The 19,974-nt window shown below is 62.5% G+C and carries 16 protein-coding genes and 2 pseudogenes; 5 read left to right on the plus strand and 13 right to left on the minus strand.

Going from position 1 to position 19,974, the window contains the following annotated elements:
* From QMA15_RS31645 to QMA15_RS31655, 3 genes and pseudogenes are all read right to left on the minus strand, one after another.
* Positions 1-247, minus strand: a pseudogene (locus tag QMA15_RS31645) (hypothetical protein); the annotation flags it as partial.
* Positions 244-702 carry a hypothetical protein gene (locus tag QMA15_RS31650; protein ID WP_290288889.1) on the minus strand — a complete coding sequence of 153 codons (459 nt, stop codon included), beginning with the start codon at positions 700-702 and terminating at the stop codon, positions 244-246. The gene QMA15_RS31650 and the pseudogene QMA15_RS31645, both read right to left, overlap by 4 nt.
* 301 nt (positions 703-1,003) lie before the next feature.
* Positions 1,004-1,315 carry a hypothetical protein gene (locus QMA15_RS31655; RefSeq protein WP_290288892.1) on the minus strand — a complete coding sequence of 104 codons (312 nt, stop codon included), beginning with the start codon at positions 1,313-1,315 and terminating at the stop codon, positions 1,004-1,006.
* A gap of 644 nt (positions 1,316-1,959) precedes the next feature.
* Here QMA15_RS31655 and QMA15_RS31660 point away from each other — a divergent pair.
* A complete protein-coding gene (locus tag QMA15_RS31660) occupies positions 1,960-2,391 on the plus strand; it encodes a helix-turn-helix transcriptional regulator (RefSeq protein WP_058228566.1) in 432 nt (143 codons plus the stop codon).
* A gap of 414 nt (positions 2,392-2,805) precedes the next feature.
* Here the strand turns inward: QMA15_RS31660 and QMA15_RS31665 are convergent, their stop codons facing one another.
* The 10 genes from QMA15_RS31665 to QMA15_RS31710 all read right to left on the minus strand — a co-directional run bounded on the left by QMA15_RS31665 (position 2,806) and on the right by QMA15_RS31710 (position 14,528).
* Complete coding sequence (locus QMA15_RS31665; RefSeq protein WP_070797584.1) at positions 2,806-3,816, minus strand: GAF domain-containing protein; 1,011 nt, start codon at positions 3,814-3,816, stop codon at positions 2,806-2,808.
* Between the two features lie 136 nt (positions 3,817-3,952).
* Positions 3,953-4,774: an SDR family oxidoreductase gene (locus QMA15_RS31670; protein ID WP_290288900.1), complete on the minus strand. Its 822-nt coding sequence runs from the start codon at positions 4,772-4,774 to the stop codon at positions 3,953-3,955.
* Between the two features lie 113 nt (positions 4,775-4,887).
* Positions 4,888-5,343, minus strand: a complete 456-nt coding sequence (locus QMA15_RS31675; protein ID WP_070797611.1) for a hypothetical protein — start codon at positions 5,341-5,343, stop codon at positions 4,888-4,890.
* A 281-nt stretch (positions 5,344-5,624) separates the two neighbouring features.
* Complete coding sequence (locus QMA15_RS31680) at positions 5,625-6,212, minus strand: hypothetical protein (RefSeq protein ID WP_290288905.1); 588 nt, start codon at positions 6,210-6,212, stop codon at positions 5,625-5,627.
* Positions 6,209-7,780, minus strand: coding sequence for a peptidoglycan DD-metalloendopeptidase family protein (locus tag QMA15_RS31685; protein ID WP_290288908.1), 1,572 nt, complete (start codon positions 7,778-7,780; stop codon positions 6,209-6,211). The genes QMA15_RS31680 and QMA15_RS31685 overlap by 4 nt, the downstream gene beginning before the upstream one ends.
* Positions 7,777-8,610 carry a hypothetical protein gene (locus tag QMA15_RS31690; protein ID WP_070797612.1) on the minus strand — a complete coding sequence of 278 codons (834 nt, stop codon included), beginning with the start codon at positions 8,608-8,610 and terminating at the stop codon, positions 7,777-7,779. The genes QMA15_RS31685 and QMA15_RS31690 overlap by 4 nt, the downstream gene beginning before the upstream one ends.
* Complete coding sequence (locus tag QMA15_RS31695; protein WP_290288912.1) at positions 8,610-10,721, minus strand: hypothetical protein; 2,112 nt, start codon at positions 10,719-10,721, stop codon at positions 8,610-8,612. The genes QMA15_RS31690 and QMA15_RS31695 overlap by 1 nt, the downstream gene beginning before the upstream one ends.
* Positions 10,718-13,765 carry an ATP-binding protein gene (locus QMA15_RS31700; RefSeq protein WP_290288915.1) on the minus strand — a complete coding sequence of 1,016 codons (3,048 nt, stop codon included), beginning with the start codon at positions 13,763-13,765 and terminating at the stop codon, positions 10,718-10,720. The genes QMA15_RS31695 and QMA15_RS31700 overlap by 4 nt, the downstream gene beginning before the upstream one ends.
* Positions 13,762-14,160: a hypothetical protein gene (locus tag QMA15_RS31705; RefSeq protein ID WP_290288917.1), complete on the minus strand. Its 399-nt coding sequence runs from the start codon at positions 14,158-14,160 to the stop codon at positions 13,762-13,764. The genes QMA15_RS31700 and QMA15_RS31705 overlap by 4 nt, the downstream gene beginning before the upstream one ends.
* A 41-nt stretch (positions 14,161-14,201) precedes the next feature.
* Positions 14,202-14,528, minus strand: a complete 327-nt coding sequence (locus QMA15_RS31710) for a hypothetical protein (RefSeq protein WP_024487968.1) — start codon at positions 14,526-14,528, stop codon at positions 14,202-14,204.
* 1,266 nt (positions 14,529-15,794) lie between these two features.
* Between QMA15_RS31710 and QMA15_RS31715 the strand changes: the two genes are divergently transcribed.
* The 4 genes and pseudogenes from QMA15_RS31715 to QMA15_RS31730 form a co-directional block, all read left to right on the plus strand.
* Entirely contained in the window at positions 15,795-17,897 is a 2,103-nt protein-coding gene (locus QMA15_RS31715; protein WP_290288920.1) for an FtsK/SpoIIIE domain-containing protein, read from the plus strand.
* 59 nt (positions 17,898-17,956) lie between these two features.
* Positions 17,957-18,313, plus strand: coding sequence for a hypothetical protein (locus QMA15_RS31720; RefSeq protein WP_058228481.1), 357 nt, complete (start codon positions 17,957-17,959; stop codon positions 18,311-18,313).
* Positions 18,313-19,647, plus strand: coding sequence for a ParA family protein (locus tag QMA15_RS31725; protein ID WP_290288928.1), 1,335 nt, complete (start codon positions 18,313-18,315; stop codon positions 19,645-19,647). The genes QMA15_RS31720 and QMA15_RS31725 overlap by 1 nt, the downstream gene beginning before the upstream one ends.
* A 76-nt stretch (positions 19,648-19,723) precedes the next feature.
* Positions 19,724-19,974 (plus strand): annotated as a pseudogene (locus QMA15_RS31730) (insoluble domain protein); the annotation flags it as partial.

Raw genomic sequence — 19,974 nt, forward strand, 5'->3', positions numbered from 1 at the left:
GGTGGATGGGGTGGGCGGTGAGTTGGCACAGTCGGGCGACGGGGGAGCAGACGTGGTCGAGTCCGTCGACGATCGCGGTCATTCCCCAGAGCGGGTGGGTGAGGAGGTGCGCGAGCCATTGCCATCGTTCGGCGGGAAGGCCGGTCGAGGCAGGGGAGTGGAGGGCCCCGGTACTGATCCCGTAGATGATGTCAGTGAGGGAGTGGTGGGGGTTGTTCAGTTCGTCGAGCAAGCGGTGTGTTGTCATGTGGGGCAGTCCAATCGGGTGACGTCGAGCGAGGCTTGTGACGTGCAGGGGTGAAGGTGTGCGGAATCTCTCGCACCGGTACGGATAGGTGCGAGGACCGCGGCAGGGGAGGGGTCGACCCTTAACGGGCCGTGAGCTTCGATCAGATCGCGGGCATGAAGAACTGCGCGGGAGTCCACGTCGATCAACCCGTACACATCCGGTGAGTCACCGATGTCCGGGTGATCGTGAATGAAGGTGCGTCGACTACGCAGGCGGCCGGCGACTTCGACGAGGATCCACAACCGGTCGTAGCGGTCCCGTGCCGGCACATGGCCGTGCGTGTCGGCGAGGATTCCGTACACCGACCACGCTGATTCGAATGTCCTCAAGATCAGCGCCGCAGACTCCTCCGATGCCACTGTGTTGAGTGGCCGTGTGAAGACCGGAGCGAACGCCCCCACTATCGGGGTCACGCAGCGCTCCCACGAGAAGTACCGCGATGCCCGTCGACCCGCCGATAGTACGAACGCAACACCGCATCCGAGGTAATCGGCCGGCCACGATGACTGAACGGCACACCCGCCCAAATCATCGACCGAGGCGGAGTACCCGCCGCCACCATCGACGACAACTCCTTCCGGCAATCCGCCAAACGCGGGCACCGGAAACACTCAGCCTGCGCATCCACCCCCGCGCGATACGAACCCTCATCCAAATCCCACGATTGAGGATCGACCGCGCACGCCAACACCGTCGGCGGCGGCACCGCGGCCCTCACGCGGCCACCACCGAATCCCGGCGACGGCGCGTTGCTGTCGTCAACGACTCATACAGGCCCAAGCGTTCACCGTCGACGATATTGCCGTGACTGTCATACGCATTGCCCGCCATGATCATTCGCTGCGGGCCATCCCCACGCTCCGCCGACGCGGCCGCATCTATACGGCACTGCGCCAACAACGGGCACGCCTCACACGAGGAGATCGCGCGGCGCCACTCCACCACCGTGCGGCCATCCATCTCCCACGACCGTGACTTCCCCGCGCACAAACCCTTGCCCGGCTCGGCACCAACAATCGGCACCACGCCCCGAACCTCCAACTCCACACGAACAGCTCGCACAGTCGGGCACACATCGCACTCCGACGAGAAAACGAACCCGCACCGCGCGCACCGACCAACCCGATCAGGATGATGCGAAGCAGCAACCCGAAGAAGATCGTCAGTACTGAACTGCGGCAACTCGACCGCAGATGTTCCCCGGCCCTCACGGTGCGTCAACTCACGCAACGCGGCCGCAGCCTCCGGGCACAACGGAACAAGCTCCGAAACACTGAAACCGCAACCATCGCAACGCCCGCCGATCGACGAATGCCGCGCAACAAGCCGACGAAGGGCAAGCGTGGAGAGAGCTGCATACCGATTGCGGAACACGTCATCCGGACCTGATGGGTCCACTAAGATAGACATCGCAGAATCCTTTCTGCAACTGAAGAAAACTCTGGACGGGCGCCAACCCGTTTGGACATCGTTCCCCTGGTCGTTGGTAGCGACCGGGGGAACTTCTCTCGATATGTCAGATCACCCCTTTGCCTGTGAGATGCGGACTTGCTGCCGTGTGCCTATTACAACAATTGCATCGATTAAAGTCATGCACGTTTAGACCCTAGAGGAGGTGCGGCATGGTGTCTAGCAATGACGAACGGAATGCCCACATGAGTCGCCGTGTTATGCGCGGGTTCGAACCCGCGCGACTTAGTCGTGCGCGTGAGAGCAAAGGCCTCAGTCGAGCAGATCTTGCGCGTCGCGCTGGGGTGGGCGGCGCGACAGTGCAGCAATGGGAGTCCGGCAACCGGAGTCCTCAGGTTGATACGTTGGCCTTGGTTGCCCGCACGCTTGATGTCCCTATGAGTGAACTGGTAATAGTTCCGGAGGATGAACGGTTCCCCGGAGATTGGCGCATCCTCCTCGGGCTTACGCAACCTCAGCTTGGAAAGCTCACGGGGATCAGCACCTCGATGATCGCGCGAATAGAGCGAGGCGAAGTGCTCTTGACGCCTGCGAGTGCTCAAAAGTTGGCGGATGCCCTGGGAATCAGTGCAATTGAATTGCATGCAAGCTACGAGCGTGCCAGGACTCGACCTGCTGGGGTACCTGCATAGGTACGCAAGGGCATCGACATGGCAACTGAGGTAGTCGACGTGTGTGCGGCACAAACGGGCCTCCGGTTGAGTCTCAGGTGCGGGATCGAGCGGTAACTAGTACCGTCCGCGCTACCTGGCGGAGTCACCTGTAACCACTCACTGCCGGAGCCCCTGAAGGGCGCGCAGTTGCACGTTACTAATGCCTAGTGTTCTACCGCAATAGGCCGCAAGCATCTTGGGTACTAGGTCCCAAAACGCTTGAACATTCGGTGATCATTGCGCGCGACGCCGCCGAAGTCGATGTTCATCGGCATCACGCGCTGATGGCCGGGACTGGTCCAAGTCTTCGAATCAATTGCGGCAGAGGTGAAATCGTAAATGATCTTTAGGCCAGTGAGGATGAAGGCGCTATGTCAGATGCATGGGCCTCTCCTATTCCGGAGAACTTGCCTCGCGAATCATGACCAGGCCTGCCGTCGTATGCTGGTCCAGCATCATCAGAGTTGCCTCCACCGCATAGGTTTTCCAGGCTCCGCTCAATTGGCGGAAACGAATGACTCCGCGGGTCTTGCCCCGTGCGAGACCTTCTGACATCGCAAGTGCAATGTGGAAGTCGTCCGGATGAATGCTGGGTTCGACCTGATCGTCAACTGATTCCCATGCAAGTCCCGGCATGGCGTCGCCGACCCATCGAATCAACTGCAGGGTCTTGAGATTGACGATGGCTCGATACTCTCCGTCATTGGTTGCCGCCTCTAGCACTCTGTATTCGAGAACCACAGGAGGAGGTGCGGAGGTTACTTCTACTGCTGGTCCGATATCTTGAGTAATCCCGCGCAAGATCACTTGGGGTTGACCTGTTTCCGGATCGTTCTCTTTGAGCATTCGGCAGGAGAAGTGAGCTGCTCGCAGTTCTCCATCATCCCTCTCCACCGTCCAGACGGCTTGGTGAACCGTTCCGGGTTGCGACTGGACGATCTTTGACAGTGCGTCGCTCTCGTCATGATTTGTCCGCAATCGTGTGAACGCGCCCGCCATCGCCTTCTCTGTGTGGCGTTCGTCCTCAGGGACGCCGTACAAATCCAGTAGGGCGACGCTCCCGCTTGCTTTGCCTGCCGTAAGATTGAATAGCCATGCGCCAGCCGGATCATGTTCGGGTACTGTTTCGTTCGATCTTCCGAACCACAGATGTATTCCATGCAAGCGACCGCTGAACGTGATCAGGGGCTCAACGATGAGGCGACGTTGCCCGTCTGCTGATCTCCGATCAATTTGTCCAGGTGAAGCACTGACTTCCTCGATGATCCGCTTCACAAGTTCGAGTGAGTCTCTACTTTTCAATACTCTCTCGATTGGCATGAATCGCCGTGGTGCGCTACCCAACCCAACAATGGATGGTGCAGCGTCGCCGAATGTTTCGATCATCAACCATTTTGTTGTCACAGTGGACGTTCCTCTCCCCGCGGATTGTGAACAGACGAACACTACGCAAATTCTTCTGTACATGTAACCGTCGATAACGGAAAAAGGTCCCAGGCTGGTGGGCGCAATGTCCTCATACGGACTTCGTTGGGGCAGGCTAGGAGCGATTTGCCCTATTCGTGGCCGGTATCAGGCGTTGGTATCCAGATCCGGAGATTCTGGTCAGTACGTCGATGATTCGAGCGTCTGCGCCGACAAGTATCCGGGGACGTCCTTGTTTTGCGCCACGTAAGATAACCTGCGCGGCCTTCTCCGGTTCGGTTCTCGCGATGCTGTGTTCGAAGGACTCAATGACTGCTTGTCTGTCTATCGGCGCAGCCATACGGGCAGTCCGTGCAATCGAGGTCTTGATTCCACCAGGGAAGACGCAAGACACCTTGACTTGAGGATGCAGAATCAGCATCTCCTGCCGTAGCGATTCGGTGAAACCTCGGACGGCAAATTTGGCTGCGTTGTATGCCGAGTATCCGGGCGCCGACATCAAACCGAATGCAGAGGAAACATTGACGACGTTTCCCTCATTCGATCGAAATATGAAGGGCAAGAACGCTTTTGATCCGTTGACTACACCCCAGAAGTTCGTCCGCATTACACGTGCGAAGTCATCGAACTCAGCATCGAGCACGTCCCCGGTGTAGAGGACGCCAGCGTTGTTGAATACTGCGTCGATGCTCCCAAAAGCATCGAATGTCTCAGCGGCGCAGGCATGCATGGCGTCACGGTCGGAAACGTCCACAACCGACATACGGCTTACACCTGATTGCGTGCCTATCAGGCTGATCGTTTGATTGAGTGCATGTTGGTCGCGGTCGATCAGCGAAAGTGTCGCGCCTTGTCCTGCCAACTGAATGGCCAGCTGGCGGCCCACCCCCGCACCTGCACCTGTCACTGCGACAACCCGACCATCAAAATAGCTCACCTACACACACTATCCGGCAACGAAACTGGACACAGATGCTGGCGTATCAGTGTGAATCGGCTATTGCCAGTTATAGGGCCTTCGGCGGTATCGTTCCTGGCCTAAGCGTGCGGCTACGTCCCTTCGCATCGTACGTGCATGTCGATGGTGACTCTCTCCCTTGCTCGGATTTGCCAGTGGGGTGGTGTCTTCTGGCTTAACTGAATCTCGACGTCGCCGAGCTGCGGGAGATCCCACGTCACGCCAGGAGGGAAGAGGTCGGTCGTTCCGAACTTGTTGTTCGATTCGCTCTCGCTGTCGAGTGCGCTTTGAGGAGTGGTGAATTCCTGCAAGGGGTAGTCGAGTTCCCTGTTCTCGATGGCGATGGTTTGGGATCCATGCGTAAGTAGGGCGTTCCAGCCGTTAGGTGCGGTGATGCCGATTGTGAGATTGTCTCCTGCTCCGATGCACCTAGCTTGGACCTGGTCGGGAGCCGGTGTCGTGATGAATTGATTGCTTTGGATGTCTCCGACGCCGATCGCTAAGTTTCCTGGCCAGAGGGAGGATTCGGCTGGCGTGACGACCCCCATTCGGTCGCCGTCTGTGCTGGCGGGTTGGTTGGGGGTGGCGACCCTCTGTGTCGCTGGTGTCGAGCATGCAGGCAGGAGTGGCAGTAACGTAAGGAGCGCCGCGACTACAGTAATACGTCTTTTCATGAGTCTCCTCGTCGATGCAGGTCTAACGCGATGGGCGTTGCGCAGGACGTGAAAAGTATTGTGTGCAAGTAATATTCGACTATATTCCTTAAGTCGTCTATCGACTGGATTTCGAAGGACGATCCTCCACTTCTTTGTGTCGGTGGATGGGTTATTCAGTACTGAATGGTGTCGATGCGCCACTGATCAACCTCCTTGGAGAGCGTGACCCACACGGTCGTTTCCGGTACAACAAGATTGGTCCCATCTTCGGTAATTACGGTCTGGCGGATGGTGGCGACTCGGCGGACGAGTGCATCGGTATCTGGTGGGCAGCCGGAGCAACCCACAGTCACATCGGCGACCACTTTGGCGTTGCCGGAGGCCCATTGGTTCCACTGTGCTCCTGGTCCTCGTTCGGTGTGCGTGTCGACGAGCAGCGTCTGTGCCAGGGTGTCGGTGAACCATTCCCGGGCGCGTGCGTATCCATTGGTGGGGCTACGGTCCGTTGCCGGGTACCAGGTGAACGCCACGGAAAGTGCCTGGCGAGCGATGTTTTCGGCTCGCTCCGTATCCGGATCTTCGGTGACGTCGATTGTTGTCGGAGTCGGCGAAGTCGAAATGGTCAGCGGCGCCGGTGCTGGGGCGATCTGTTCAGCTGTCTCGGTTTCCGTCTCGTTGCCCCAACCGAAGAGGAAGTACACCAGTCCACCGACGAGGACGACAGCGACGGCAAGCAGAACCAGCTTGCGTGCGTTGCTCACAGAACCCTCCTGGCTTTCATATCGCTCTGCAGTGGAGCTTGTTTGACGACGTCCCCCGTAGTGGGAGCATGGATCATCTGGCCTCCGCCGATCGCGACGCCGACGTGCCCCGGACCTGTTCCGGCCCACGAACCGAACACCAGATCCCCGGCTTGTGCTTGGTCGATAGGGATCTCGACTCCGACGTTCCACTGCTGTTCGGATGTCCTGGGCAGGGTGATCTTGTTTCCACTTCCCTGGTAGATGGCGTAACTGGTCAGTCCGGAGCAGTCGAATCCACCGCCGGTGGTGCCATTGATGTTGCCGCCGCCCCAGACGTACGGGGTGCCGAGGAATTGGCGGGCAGCGTCGACGACCTGCGATCCGGACGCCGAACCGGGCGAGACGATCAGTTCCCCGCTACCTCCGGGGGACGCGAACTCTGCCTCGTATGCAAGGACTTTCGCGACGTAGGGCTGTGTCTGGGTGGTGTAGTCACCGCCGCTGGGCATTCCGCCGGCATTCTTCACCGCGCCTTCGCCCGCGTTGTAGGAAGCGATGTAGAGCGATTTCGGATCGCCCTTGACCGATCCGTCGGCAATCCATCCGTCGACCTGCGCCGCGATGGAGCAGAAGTATCGGCCCTGCGCCATGATCGCGTCCCCATCGTCCCAGATCGAGATCTTGCCGTTTCTGTCGTCGTCCTGGCCGTAAGAAGCAAATGTTCGCGGCATGAACTGCGTGACACCTTGCGCTCCACTGCCGGAGGTCAGGCCACGGGTCAAGCCGGATTCGGCTTTTGCATCTGCGGCCAACAGGGAGGGCTTGACCTGGGGGCACAGCGATCCGGCCTTGCGGAACCACGGTTCCATCTCCGGAGGAACGGAACCGGCTTTGAGATCGCCGCCACCTGCCACGCCGAATCCAGCGCAGTCGATCGACGATGATGACGCGGCCAGCTCGATGGCAGGAGAATCACTACCTGCTTCGCCGGCGGGAAAGGGGGCTCCGCCGAGCTTGGTCATCGGATCGACAGCGGTTCCACCCTGCAGCCGTCCCCCGTCCCAGTATTCGAAATGCAGGTGTGCGCCAGTGGATTGGCCGTTGTTTCCGATGTTCGCGATATGGTCGCCGGCCTTGATCTGCTGGCCTTCCGTGACAAGGACACCGTCGTCGAACATGTGGCCGTAGACGGTGCTCACGGGTTTTCCGCCGACGAGCGAGTCGAGCACGATCCAGTTCCCGAACCCGGATGCGGGTCCGGCCTTCACCGCAACACCGTCAAGCGCCGCGTAGATCGGTGTCCCGACGGGGCCGGCGAAGTCGACGCCTTTATGTTCGGTTCCCCAGCGAGGCCCGAACGGGGACGTGAACGTCGTCGTTCCGTCCTCGGTCGGCTGGGTGATCGGCCCCGATGCTTTCAGTTCGGTGTTTCCCGTAGCGGATCCCTTGTCGTCTCGCTCGTTCGACGAGGTTCCGCCGCAACGGTTGTGGGGGATCACCGGCAGCTGGGTGCATCCGGACAGCCCAAGGATCGCGGCGGTGGCCGCGGTGACGATCAGGGCCACCGCTGCACGGCGGCGGCTCACAGCGTCCCCGGGAGCGGTGTGTCGAGGTCGGGAATCGGGATGGGGCCCGGGACGGGAACAGGCGCAGGTCCGAGGTCTACCGAGGGAACAGCGACAGAGGTGGTCGATGTCGGCGACGTGGTCAAGGTAGTGCTCGTCGAGGACGTCGATGTCGGCGTCGTGGTGGTTGTAGCAGCTTCCGAGGTCGGTGGCCTCGCGAGGGAAGGTACGCCGAGCTTGTCGATCTCGCTGCGGTCCAGGGTGGGCAGCGGCATCTGGATCTGCCACGTCGAACCCTTGTCGGTGCCCGACACTTTGAGCGTGATCCGCAGATTCCCCGCCCGCGTCGGGACGATGACCTGCACGGCGCTCTCACCGCCGGTGCCGGCCACGATCTCACTGCGCGTCGGGCCGGTGATCGCGACCGGTACGAGCGGGCGGGCATTGACCACCGTCACGCCGGGCGCTTCGGCGGTGTGCACGCCCAGCTTGGTCTTCCATTCGCTGTTCGAGAGTGACTGATCGACGTAGACGTGCGCGTAGGCCATCGCTGTCGCCGGTGCGCTCTCGGCAACCGAAGCGATCGACTTGCCGGCAATGGAGGATTCGGTCACTTCGGTCAACTCGTAGCTCAGATCACCCGGGGTCGCGGACGCTGCTCCTGTCGTTGATGCGGTGGAGGCTGGGATCTTCGAGGCAGTGTTCGACGGGGTCGGGGATTGGCCGAACACTGCTCCCGCCACGAACAGCACACCGAACGCAGAGACGATCGTGATCGTCAGGTTGGTGCGCGAGTACAGCACCCACCGTCGGATCGGTGCGAGTACGGGATTGGCTGCGCTGGAGGACATCAGCTGAACCTGTCGGTCGAATCGGGCGAAGTACCTGCGGAGGTCAACGACGGTGTCCACAGTCGGGCGGTGGACCGCGGAGGCGTCGACGCGTTCGAGCGCGTCGCACCCGAACTGGGTGTCGTCGACCCGGTGGAGACATCCCGCGAGGGCGGTGTGAACACCTTCATCGGCGCGATACTCGACCGCGGGCCTCCGTCCCATGCCTCACTCACCGACGAAGAGCTGCGCGGCGAACCGGCTTCGGTTCCGACCAACTGGCGAGCGAGTGCCTGGCCTCGATTGGCGGCGGTACCTGCGGTTTGCGGCCGATTGGCGACGGGCCGCTTGAGGCCCGTAGGACTCTTCGCGGTACCGGCGAGGCTTTGGCGGCGCACATCGTTCTTGCGTGAATCCGTCAGACGCTGTTGGCGATCCACCGTCTTGCGTGAATCGACACGCGATTTGTCGACCTCGTGGCGACGTCGCTGATTCAACTCACGTCCTTCCGGACGCACTGGTGTCACTGAATCCTTGTCGAGGTCACCACCGCGTTTGGTCGCCTTCCGAAGCGCGCCGACACCTTCCTCGACCATCGACGCTGCGGGACCGCCCACGACGGCGCTGCCGGCCTTGAAGAACTTCTGTTTCATCGACGTCTGCGCGTGACGAGCCTTGCGATTGAGTGCACCTGCTTGGTTCTGGGTGAAGGTCTGAGTCATCCGTTTGAACGGGCGCATGATGAACCAGCACACCGCAGTCAAGATGACCATGAACCACAGCCGCCACGTGCCGTCGACGAGGCCGTTGTCGGTGTCGGTATCGTACAGCTTGACCAGCGCCATCAGATACAGCGCGATGGTGACCGCGCCGGCCACGCCCCACATGTAGGCGGTGGCGATCATGCGGCACACGCGCGAGAGGGTGCCGCCGTGTGCGGCGGCGATCGGAACCCAGATCGGTGCGAAGAGAATTGCGAGTCGAATAGCCAGTAGCGCAGTGAGTTTGAGGATGGATGCGCCGATCCAAAGGATGGAGGGCATGGCGAGTTTGATCATCGCCATGAACCCTGTGCCGGTGCGTCCGGAGTCTTTGCCCTGGAACTGATTGTAGGAAAGGTTCAAATCTTTCAGCTTCTCAACCAGATTATTTTCGAAATCCTCTCCTTTTTTGCTCGCAAGCTCACTTGCAGCCTCGTTGTCGCCGGCCACGTTCTGCTGCTCCGCGTACGAAAATGCAAGGGTGTCGCGGAGCTTCGGTCCAAGTTGCAGTTCCTGGTCATTGAAATTCGCGCCGAACCATCCCTTACGCCAGTCGTCGAGGAAGATCTTGTCGATCAGCACATTGCGGGGGTCTCCGGTGTTTCCGGACACGGACAGCATCTGACCTTGTGTGTCGGTGATGACCGATCCGAAGGTGTCGTCGGCGACCTGGATGGCCTTTTGCGGTGCGCCGACGAACAGTGCTCCGATGGCCATTGCAGCGCCGGCGATCGCGACGGTGCGGGTCACGGCCGCGGCGTTTGATTTGAGGGCGTTCCAGATGATGATCGTGGCGACCACCATCAATGCCACACCCAGCCACGTTCCGTAGACGCCGAGCATTCCGTTGGAGATCGAGGCGACGATCTGGTCGAACTGCACCATCGCCGGGGCGATCCCTGCCTCTTCTGCAGCTGCTCCGGTCTTTGTCTGGTCGTCGAGCCAGAACGCTGCAGCTGCGAATCCTTTGCCGATTGCGAGGAATGTGTTGCCCAGGGTGGTGTCCGCGACTGCGTCGGGTGCGCGGACCAGGTCGTTGCCGCAGCCGAGGTCGTAGGTGTACCAGCGCAATCCGGCCCACCCGTAGGTTTCGTAGCCGGTGCCGCCCTGTTTCGGTTCGCGGTCTTTGCTCGAGGAATCGAACTCGGCTGCCATGACCGAGTTCGGGAACTCGGGGGAGGGGACGTCTTTGCAGTCGAATCCGCCGGCAGATGCGATCGGCCCTCCCGGGGCGACGAGGGGCACCAGCGCCAACGCTAGAACGGCGAGAACCCGCGTCAGATTGACGGTTAGCGCCCGAACGCGCGATCTGCGAGGGTTTGCCTCATCCAGGTCTGTAGAGGGCGCTCTGAGCCCTCTGCGGGTGATCATGCGGTACCGCCGAGGGCGTTCTTCGCCGAGGAGGAATTCAGCGCTGCGAACACATGCGCGAGATGCACGTAGTGGATCCAGCTCGAACGCACCAACTCCACGTCGTCGGCCATCCGGATCATCCAGCGCCGTGCTTCGTCCTGGTAGGAGGTGTCGGTGTCCTCGTCGAGGGTGTCCTCGCCGCCGCTGCCCAGTTCGGCGAGGAATTGCTCGAACCCTTGCCCGGTGGGAAGTTTGAGCAGTTTCAGGGCGCCTTCGATTGCATGCGGATCACCTCCGACGTCACCGACGAACACCTCGTAGGTCAGGGCGGTCTTGTCATCGCTGCCGTCCAATCCGAGGAAATCATCCGGAAGTTGTGAGCAGACCAGGGCGCGGACCTTGAATTTGCGTGAGTCGCGGGCGATTCGGAGGTTGAGGGTGCGGCCGGCACCGGTGGATTCGAGGTATTTGTTTTCGTCGAGGAAGAGCACCTTGCGCACGTGGCGAGGCTTTTCGTAGACGAGCCTGTTCGCCAGCCATGCGGCCATGTGCATCAACGGCGCCGTCATCCGTTGCTGCGGTGTCCACTGTGAGGACGGTGTGCCTTCGGGCGGTAGCTGTAGGCCCGGCATCGTCAGGATCGTCAGGCGGATGTCGGCGTCGAATGTATCCGCTCCGCTCCCGATCGTGCCCTCCTCCGGGAACAGCACACGCGCTTCGGTCAGTTCCGACATCAAACTGAGCTGCTGGTACAACCCGTTCGCGCACGTTTTGACGGCTTGGTCCGGATCGCTCACTCCGATGGACTGGATCGCGGCCAACACTTCTCGGAGGTTGTGGTTGCTGTCGCCGCCGACCATGTTCGCGGCCATGTGCAGCACGGGTTCGGTGTGCTCGAGATGCAGATGCCGTTCGGTGAGTATCATCTTGAGCACCGAGACGGCGACCTCGACGCGCTCGGCGGCAGCTGCACGCATATCCGCATCGAACTTCGACTGCGCCGCCGCGAACGGATCTGCATCCCGGGCGAACTCGACGTTGCGGGCGTCGTACTCGGGATCGTCGCGACGCGGATCGGTGATCACGCGGTACGGGTTCAAGGCGCCAGCGCGTGAATCGCGACCGGTGAGGGCGTAGACGCGGGCGATGTCACGAAACTCCGGTAGTCCGGCCAACGCTGCGAGCGGACCGGAGGGGTCGAGGACGACGCCGTACGCGCCGGCCCTGACGGCTTGGTAGACGATCATGCCGGCCAGGAACGTCTTACCCGAACCGGGTACGGCGACGATCGGTGTCAGACCGGACTTGTGCTTGATCTCGTGCGCGGCGAACAGGTCCCAGATCACCGGGCGCGGCGAGATGGATCCGGTCTCGCCCAGGACGACACCGCGGCGGTCACCGATCCGGTCACTGACGGTCGCCATCCCGGCGGCGACTGCTTCGACATCCATGTGCCGTTTGTTGGCGATGTTGGCTTGCGGCTCACCAGGTATGAACTCTCGCAGCAACTGGTATTGGCCGTGCTCTTGTTCGAGCGCGATGTGCGGGGAGTACATCTCCTGCAGATCGGAGACTTTCTGCCGCGCATCGTCGGGGTCGGTGCCGACCACCGCAAGGCGGTACCACCCGGTGGTTCGAGTCGAGAGTCCGGAATGGTCTTCTTCGACGTCGGAGATCACGTCCTGTGCGCGGGCGTGCTGCTCCGCCAACTCTTTCGGCGGGACCTGATCGTGTTCGACGGTGTAGTGGTCGAACTGCGATTCGATCTTGCCGGTCAGCGAGCGCATGGTGCGGATCGTTTTCGCTTTGTCGTGCAGTTCGATGCGATCGGACCATTCGAGAGGTTCACCGGACGGATCGCCGATGATCTGCCACGGCAACATCCGTTCCGGAATCGGTAGGGGAGCCATGCGGCCGATCGTCAGCACGATCACCACGCCGGTGTACTTGCGGCCGTCGACGACGCCGGAGACGGTGGTGTACCCGTCGCCTGGGGTGAGGGAGAGGTCGGTGAGATCTTCCAGGGCGGCGACGTCGGTTTCTTCCCAATCTCCGGCGCCGGCGATCGCACCGCCAGCTTCCAGCGGTAGACCGATGGTCGCTGATCGGCGCAGCAAGTAGTCGATCGCCGCCGGTGTGGCCGGTGTTGCTTTCACACCGCGGCCGGACATGATTCGTTCGAGTGTGGCGAGGTGATCGGCAAGGGCCTTCTGCTCCCGGTCGAAGGCGTCGTCGGCCCAGCTGTTCACCCCGGTGCACACTCTGCCCAGCAGCGGCCAGTGAGCGAGGTGGCGCAGCATCCGGGCGGTCCAGTCCAACCCCTGGCCGAGTGAGGAGCGTTGCGGCAGTTCGATACCCCAGTAGCGGCCTTTGATCGTCGCGTTGGACCACAACATCGCATGCTGCTGCCCGCGCAGGTAGTCCGCCCATGACAATGCGCCCGGAACATCGGGAATCGGGGTGGCCCACTTGTCGTGATCGACTGCCCACTGTGCGACGGGGAACGGGGTGCGCACGAGGCGGCGATGCACCTTGTTGACGCCGGCCTTCTGCAAGTTGGTCAGGATGATTGCTTCGTCCTGGATGAAGCGGCGCTGCTTTCCGGCGGTGCGGAAATTCCACGGCCCCTGGCGTTGGACGAACCATGCAGTGGAGGTGGTCGCGGTGCGGGTGATGTTCGCTGATGTGCCGGTCAGTTTCAGGCGCACCGCTTTCCGTTCGCGGTCTGCACGTTTCTTCGCTGCTGCCTTGTCCCGATCAGTGGCCGACTTTGCCCGTTTCTTTCCTGTGCGGCGACGCCGACGGCCGAGCACTTTGTCTGCGACGTGGTCCGGATCGGTTGCAGGGGAAGTATGGCCGTCGGTGTCGTCCTCGCCGTGGTCGTGTTCAAAACCATCCGGAGCGTGTGCGGGTTCGGCTTCGGACCACGCCCGCACCGGTTGCGGAGCATGCGACTGCACTGCAGCCCACGACGGCGGGAGGGCACCGGGAGGAATGACCGGAACCGGGTCGTCGAGCTTCGGATCGAACAGAGCCGCAATGTCGTTCTCGGGAAAGGTCATCGGTGAGCCTCACCGTCGAGGCGAACAGGTACGACGGCACGTTCTCCTGTAGTCAACCGCTCAGGGAGCGAGATGAACACGGGTGCACCGCGCTTCGGTGGGCGCGGCGCAACGAGGTCGTTGAGGGCGGCCTTGAGAACCGACCGCAGTGGGCGGTCCGGGGTGACGAACTTTGCGATCCGGGTCGTAATCCACACCGTGATCACGGCCATCACCATCAATGATTTGAATCCGAGCGGGACGTGCAGAATTCCGCGACCGATCACGAACACCACCACGAAAGCAATCACGCCGACGATGCCGGCCGTGTAGCGGATCCGTACCGGCAGTGGATAACCGGTCGGACCGAGGTAGTGCCGGTCCACGCGGTACATCAGGTCGTCGTTGTCGATCACCGAGCATCCCCTTCGAACGTTCTCTGCGCAGGCATCAGCGGTCAGGTCGAGATACCGACGAGCCCGAGAAGCCAATTGCCGATCCCCGTGGCCGCCGATTCCGATGTCGCGATACCGAGGTAGGCAAGCCCGAACAACCCGAGTCCACCGACGGTGAAGACCCGCGACAAATTGCCCTTGAGCCCACCGACGAGAACCACACACGCGAGGGCGATGAGGATGGTGAAGACGATGTTGTCCTTGATCCACGCGCGCAGACCACCGGTATTTACGTCCGTCGACTGCGCGAAGGTCACCGCGTCTGCGGCGAGCGGTGGATGCGTCGCCGGGATCGACACGTCGATCACGGTGGAAGCAAGAGAAAACATGAGCACTCTCCAACACAGTGGTGAACCAGACCCCACGAATGTGGTTGCGCGGAAACGTAGAAGAGTGGTGCCAGGAATTTCAATGCAACCTGTGGATAACTTTTCGGCACCCGCGGTTGGCGCGCTGGTCGATCAGCGCTGGTGCGGGTCGTCGTGTGGAGTGTGGTCAGGTGTCGCGATTCATCCGTCGGGGATCTCTCGGCGATCGCGGGAACTAACTCGAATGCAGGGGGAGCGCGGCCACGGAACGGTCTTCGCTGCGGGTGTCCGCGGAAGTCTTCCTCACACGCCGCCGGGAGCGTTCCTTCAGCGGAGCGGCAGAGGGTCGCGAATCGGCATGGTCGACGGACCCGCCGCAGACCCTGGAGATCGACACATGTCTCCCTCGCTGTGCTTCGTGGGCTTCGTCCGCCTGAAGAACTTGGCGCAGAACCTTTTTCGGAACGTGTCCGCCAGCTGTGCGGGTGACCCCTGCTGGAGCTTGCTCAATGCACGCGTGCGGTGGTCATGATCTGAAGTTCGAGGAACCGTTCGTCACCACTGCCTGCGTGGTGTGCATGCGCTGCATGCATCGCGTGTTCAGCACGCACGCGTGGCAGGCTGCGCACCCTGTGCTCGAACAGTCCCGCATCGGGGGTGTCTGCAGAGGGTGCGGGCAGAGGTGGAATTCAGGGGCCCGATTCACTCTTCCCCTTCGGGGTCACTCCCCCGGCCCTTCGGGCCTAGGGGGAGTGTACTTGTCAAAATTGCTTCGCGCCAAAATATTTCGATCAACTGCTGGTCAGGGTTCTGTTCGGAGTATCGCCGGGTCATTCTGGCGCTGCGCCTGCCGCGGTGTGGTCCACACCGTTCTCAGGTGTTCGCGCACTGGGTTCTGTACCTCACGAAGTGAGACGTTCGAGCGCCTGAAAGGGGCCCGCGAACAGTGGCGCGGGAAAGCGCAATCACCCGAGATGTATATCGTCATCGGGGCCGTGGCGTAGGTCGTTGAATAAGTCTCCAAACGGTGCATCAACGATGCCGTCGCGGGTCCTACGATCGGTAATGCGCAGCGCCACAAACAGAACCAGCCGCGGGTAGAGGCGATGGGTGTCTATCGCGCCCCGGTATCACCGCTCGGGCATGTGACGCACGCTCCAGCCACGCACCCGCGAAAGAAGTTATCCACAGGCGGGTTGAGATTGCTTCCCGCGCTCTGTGAAAGTGCACCCCACACGCCCCGGCGACGACCGCCTCGGGACTGGATTCGAGTGAGAGGAGTGGACGATGAGCAGAAGCCAGCAGGACCCGCTCAAAGACTTTCTCGTCGACCTCTTCGGCTCCGACAAACCCCACGCGCGAACAAGCCATGCGGGGGAGTCCGCTACCCGCCCGTACAGGGCGTGGGCGCCTTTCGCCGTTATCGCAACAACACTCGCGTTTTTTGCGCCGCGACTCCTCGAACTCGCCGAACAGGTCTCGACCCCTCAACTGGACAGCGCAGTCTCAGCAGTCCACGAGTATCGATGGCCGCTCGCCGCTCTCGCGCTCGGCCTGCTCGCCTGCGATATGGCACGGTTCCTCACCCACCGTCACCGCGCCGGACTCGACGCGCAAATCCGGCAAAGCACCCGCCACACACCGGTCAAAATCACCATCGGATATCCACCTGGCATCACCACCCTGCGCAGCGCCACCATCACCCTTGCACGCGGCGCCATCATCCGTCCGAAAGAGCTCGACGAATTCACCACCGCAGTAAGAGCTTCCGCGAGCAAACGCACCAGCAAATGGACCTACACCGTCGTCCATGACGCCCACCGCGACCGAATCCGCATCACCCGCACGCTGACTCAACCCGACCTTCGATCACCGCGGCACAAGGCACTGGCGAACTCCCTCAAAGACGGACCGCTGAAAGAGCCTGCCGTGAGCGTCGCCGCGCTCGACGGCGACGTCGAAACCGCCTTCAAGATCACCTTCACACCCACCCTCTCCAGCGGAGCACGCGGCTTCCAGAAGAAGGTCGACGAAGCCCTCGCCGCCCTCGCCGGCGAGCACGAATCCGGCCGGACCTGGGCCACCGACTGGTTTCCCTCCGAGGGCTACCTCCTGATGAGCCTGCGCGCCCCACTGCCCACCCGCGTCGATCACCCTCTCGAACTCGTCGACGAGAACCTGCGCCACTTGCCCTACGCGACGGCAGCATCGGAGGTGAACATGTTCTGGGACATCTCCACCAAGTCGAACAAACCTCACTGCCTGATCGTCGGACCCACCGGCGGCGGCAAGACATCGGTGATCCGCACCCTGCTCACCGAAGCATCTCGACGAGGAATCCCGTTCCTGGGCGTCGACCCGAAAATGATCGAACTCGACGGACTCGAGGGCTACCCCGGGTGCGCCGCCATCGTCTACGACGCCGTCCGCTCCGCGATGCTCGTGCGTGCCCTGCACAGCGAAATGATGGCCCGCAACCACTACGTCCATGTGAAGAAGATCGAGCCGTCCCAACTTCCGCTGCTGATCGCCGTCCTCGACGAGTTCTTCATTCTTTCCGGCAAATGGCAGCGCCTCGCCAAGACCGGTGATGACGAAACCCGCGATCTCCTCAAAGAACTCGACCCACTCGGTGCGTGGGCCGATCTCGCCGTCCTCGCACGCTCGGCCGGTATCCGGCTCCTGCTCGGTGTGCAACGGCCCGACGCGTCCCTCTTCGGTGGCGCCTCGGGTAACGCGCGCGACAACTTCGGCACCCGTATCTCTCTCGGCAACCTCTCGCAGGACGGCGCGATGATGCTGTGGGGCGACTCGCAGATCGGCCGCGAGATCGACACCTCGGTCCCCGGCCGAGGAGTCGCCCTCGGCAACGATGGTGTGCCCGTCGATGCGCAGATGTGGTGGACACCGAACGTCGACCCGCACCCCAACAAGTGGAATCAGCTCTCGACCTCGGAGAAGAAGATCATCGACGGGCTGAGGCCCCAGCAGGAACCGCATATCGCGTTCTACTCGACCGAACTGCGCCACTTCATCGAATCCGAACGCTCCGTCGCCGTCGCTGCCCGCGCCTACGGTCGAGCTCCCGAGCCCACCGTCCTCGGCCACCACGACAAGACGCCTGCCGTCGATTCGGGGGACGACTTCGCCGACGCGATACCCGCCGCCGCGGTCACCGAAGGAATGACGGTCCTCGTCGACGACGGACGCGGCAACGAATACCCGGCCACCGTCGCCGCGGTCACCGTCATCCGAGACAAAGACAGCGGCGCCGTCACTGAAACCACCCTGACCTTCCACGGCGCCGGACGGGTCAAGAACCACATCACCTACGGACCACACGAAGTCGTCCTGCTTCCCGAACCCGACACCACCGCACCCGCGACCTGACACCGCGGCCCCCGACTTCGCTGACACACCTGCTCAACCCTCACCCGAAAGGTCCACCCATGAGCCGCCGCATCTCCCAATCGATCACCCCCACCGCCGACGACATCACCGTGCTGCGCAACCCCTTCGCAGCCCCCAAAGGCGGCGGCGACCCCGTCATCACTGAACTACGCCGCGTCCTCAAAAACGCCATCCCCAGCTGGTTGCCGAAACTCAGCGAAGACCAGGAACTGACCGCTCCGCGACTCGACGAAATCAAGAAAGCCGTCGCCACCCGCCGCCAGATCATCGAAGTACTCCCCGACGGCAAAGCCCGCGACGACGCCCTGGCCGCCCTCGACAAGGCCGACACCATCGTCCTCGAAATGGACACCGAACTCTCCGGCGTCGGAGCCTTCACCGGAACCACCGCGTGATGTCCACCCTTGCCATCGAAATCACCTCCGAGCGAACCGCACTCGTGAGCGGGGCAGGGGACGAGAAGGTGGAACTGTCCGCCGAGAACGGGCAGTCGATCCACGCGGTGATCGCACAGTTCAGCCGACAGCACTCCGCCGACGCAGGCTCACCCGTCGAGGTCACCGTGCAGGAAGCGGGCCGCTCCCGCCAACTCACCGTCGCACCGGACGGGAAGGTGGCGCAATCGCTGCCCACCGGACCCATCCCCGCACCAACTGACACACCACAGACGCAGCCGGATCATCATGTGGACGAACCGGTCACGATGGCGGTGACACCCCTCGGTGACTCCCCGCCACCCGTGGGAGTAGACGCCCATACTCGGCCAGTCCCCGCGGCGCGCACACAGAGCTCGACATCAGTGCTCGCAGCACCCGAGATCGCGGCCGGCTCGCACGAACCCGCCCGCACCGGACTACGCGGCCGACTCAACACCATCCTCAACCTCCGGATCGCCCCGAAACCCGAGTCCGCCGAAATGCGCCACCGCGCCGCCATCGCATCCATCACCGGCCCCATCCCGGGGTTCTCGATCGTGACCATCGCCAACCCGAAAGGAGGCGTCGGCAAAACCCCACTCGCTGTAGGGCTGAACGCGATCATCGCCGAACACCGCGGCGCCGCAACCACGGTCTGCGTCGACGTCGCCGACGTCGGCGGCAGCCTCGCCGACCGCGTCAGCATCCCTCCCCGCGACCGAAATGACGTGCTCTCACTGATCGCCGCAGGCGCAGCCGAGCCCGGCAGCATCCGACCCTCGTCGCTCTCGCAGTACCTCACCCGCCAACCAGGCGGGGATGACATCGTCGCCGGCAACAACGGCGCCCACGGATCCAGTCTCGGCTACGAGGACGCCCACGCCGCGGCACAGCTTTTGTCTCAGCACCGCGAGATCCTCATCGCCGACACCGGCAACAACCGCCTCGCTGGCAGCTGGCACTGGGCAACTACCCACGCGGACGTCCTCCTCGTACCGGTCCCGCTCCGCCGCGACGCCGCCGCAGCCGCGCACCGCATGCTCCTCGACCTCACCGCCACCGCCGGCCCGGCGATGATGGCTCGCACCATCGTCGTCATCACCGACGGACCCGGGGACGCACCGATGGTCGAAATCGACGCTGTCGACGCCTTTCTCGACGCCGGAGTCCATTCGGTCGCCCGGATGCCGTTCGAGCCACTCTTCGCCTCCGGCGAGCGCATCGCGCCCTCGAAGCTCCGGCGCAGCACCACCGAAGCACTGACCGTCGTTGCCTCGACCGTCATCGATCTCATCACCCACGCCGCTGGCTGACCCCGTATCAGCCCGGGGCCGCACACCAGACCCCCTCCCGGCACCCATCCGCACCCTCCTGAACGAAAGGCACCACATGAGCACCGACACCACCGCAGGAAACCGAGCCGCCCGCCGCGCAGACCAACACGGCCGACACCGCAGCCGCACCCTCGCCCGCCAGAGCGCCATCGCCGTCGTCGCAGCCGCAGCAGTGGCCGCAGGAATCACGCTCGCACCACCGGCAATCGCAGCGCCCGGGCAAGCCGGCATCACCGACGGAGGAGGACAAGCAGGCATCACCGACGGCGGCGGACAGTCCGGAATAACCACCGAACCCACCCCGCC

It is taken from the genome of Rhodococcus sp. APC 3903, assembly GCF_030407755.1.
Classification (GTDB): domain Bacteria; phylum Actinomycetota; class Actinomycetes; order Mycobacteriales; family Mycobacteriaceae; genus Rhodococcus_F; species Rhodococcus_F erythropolis.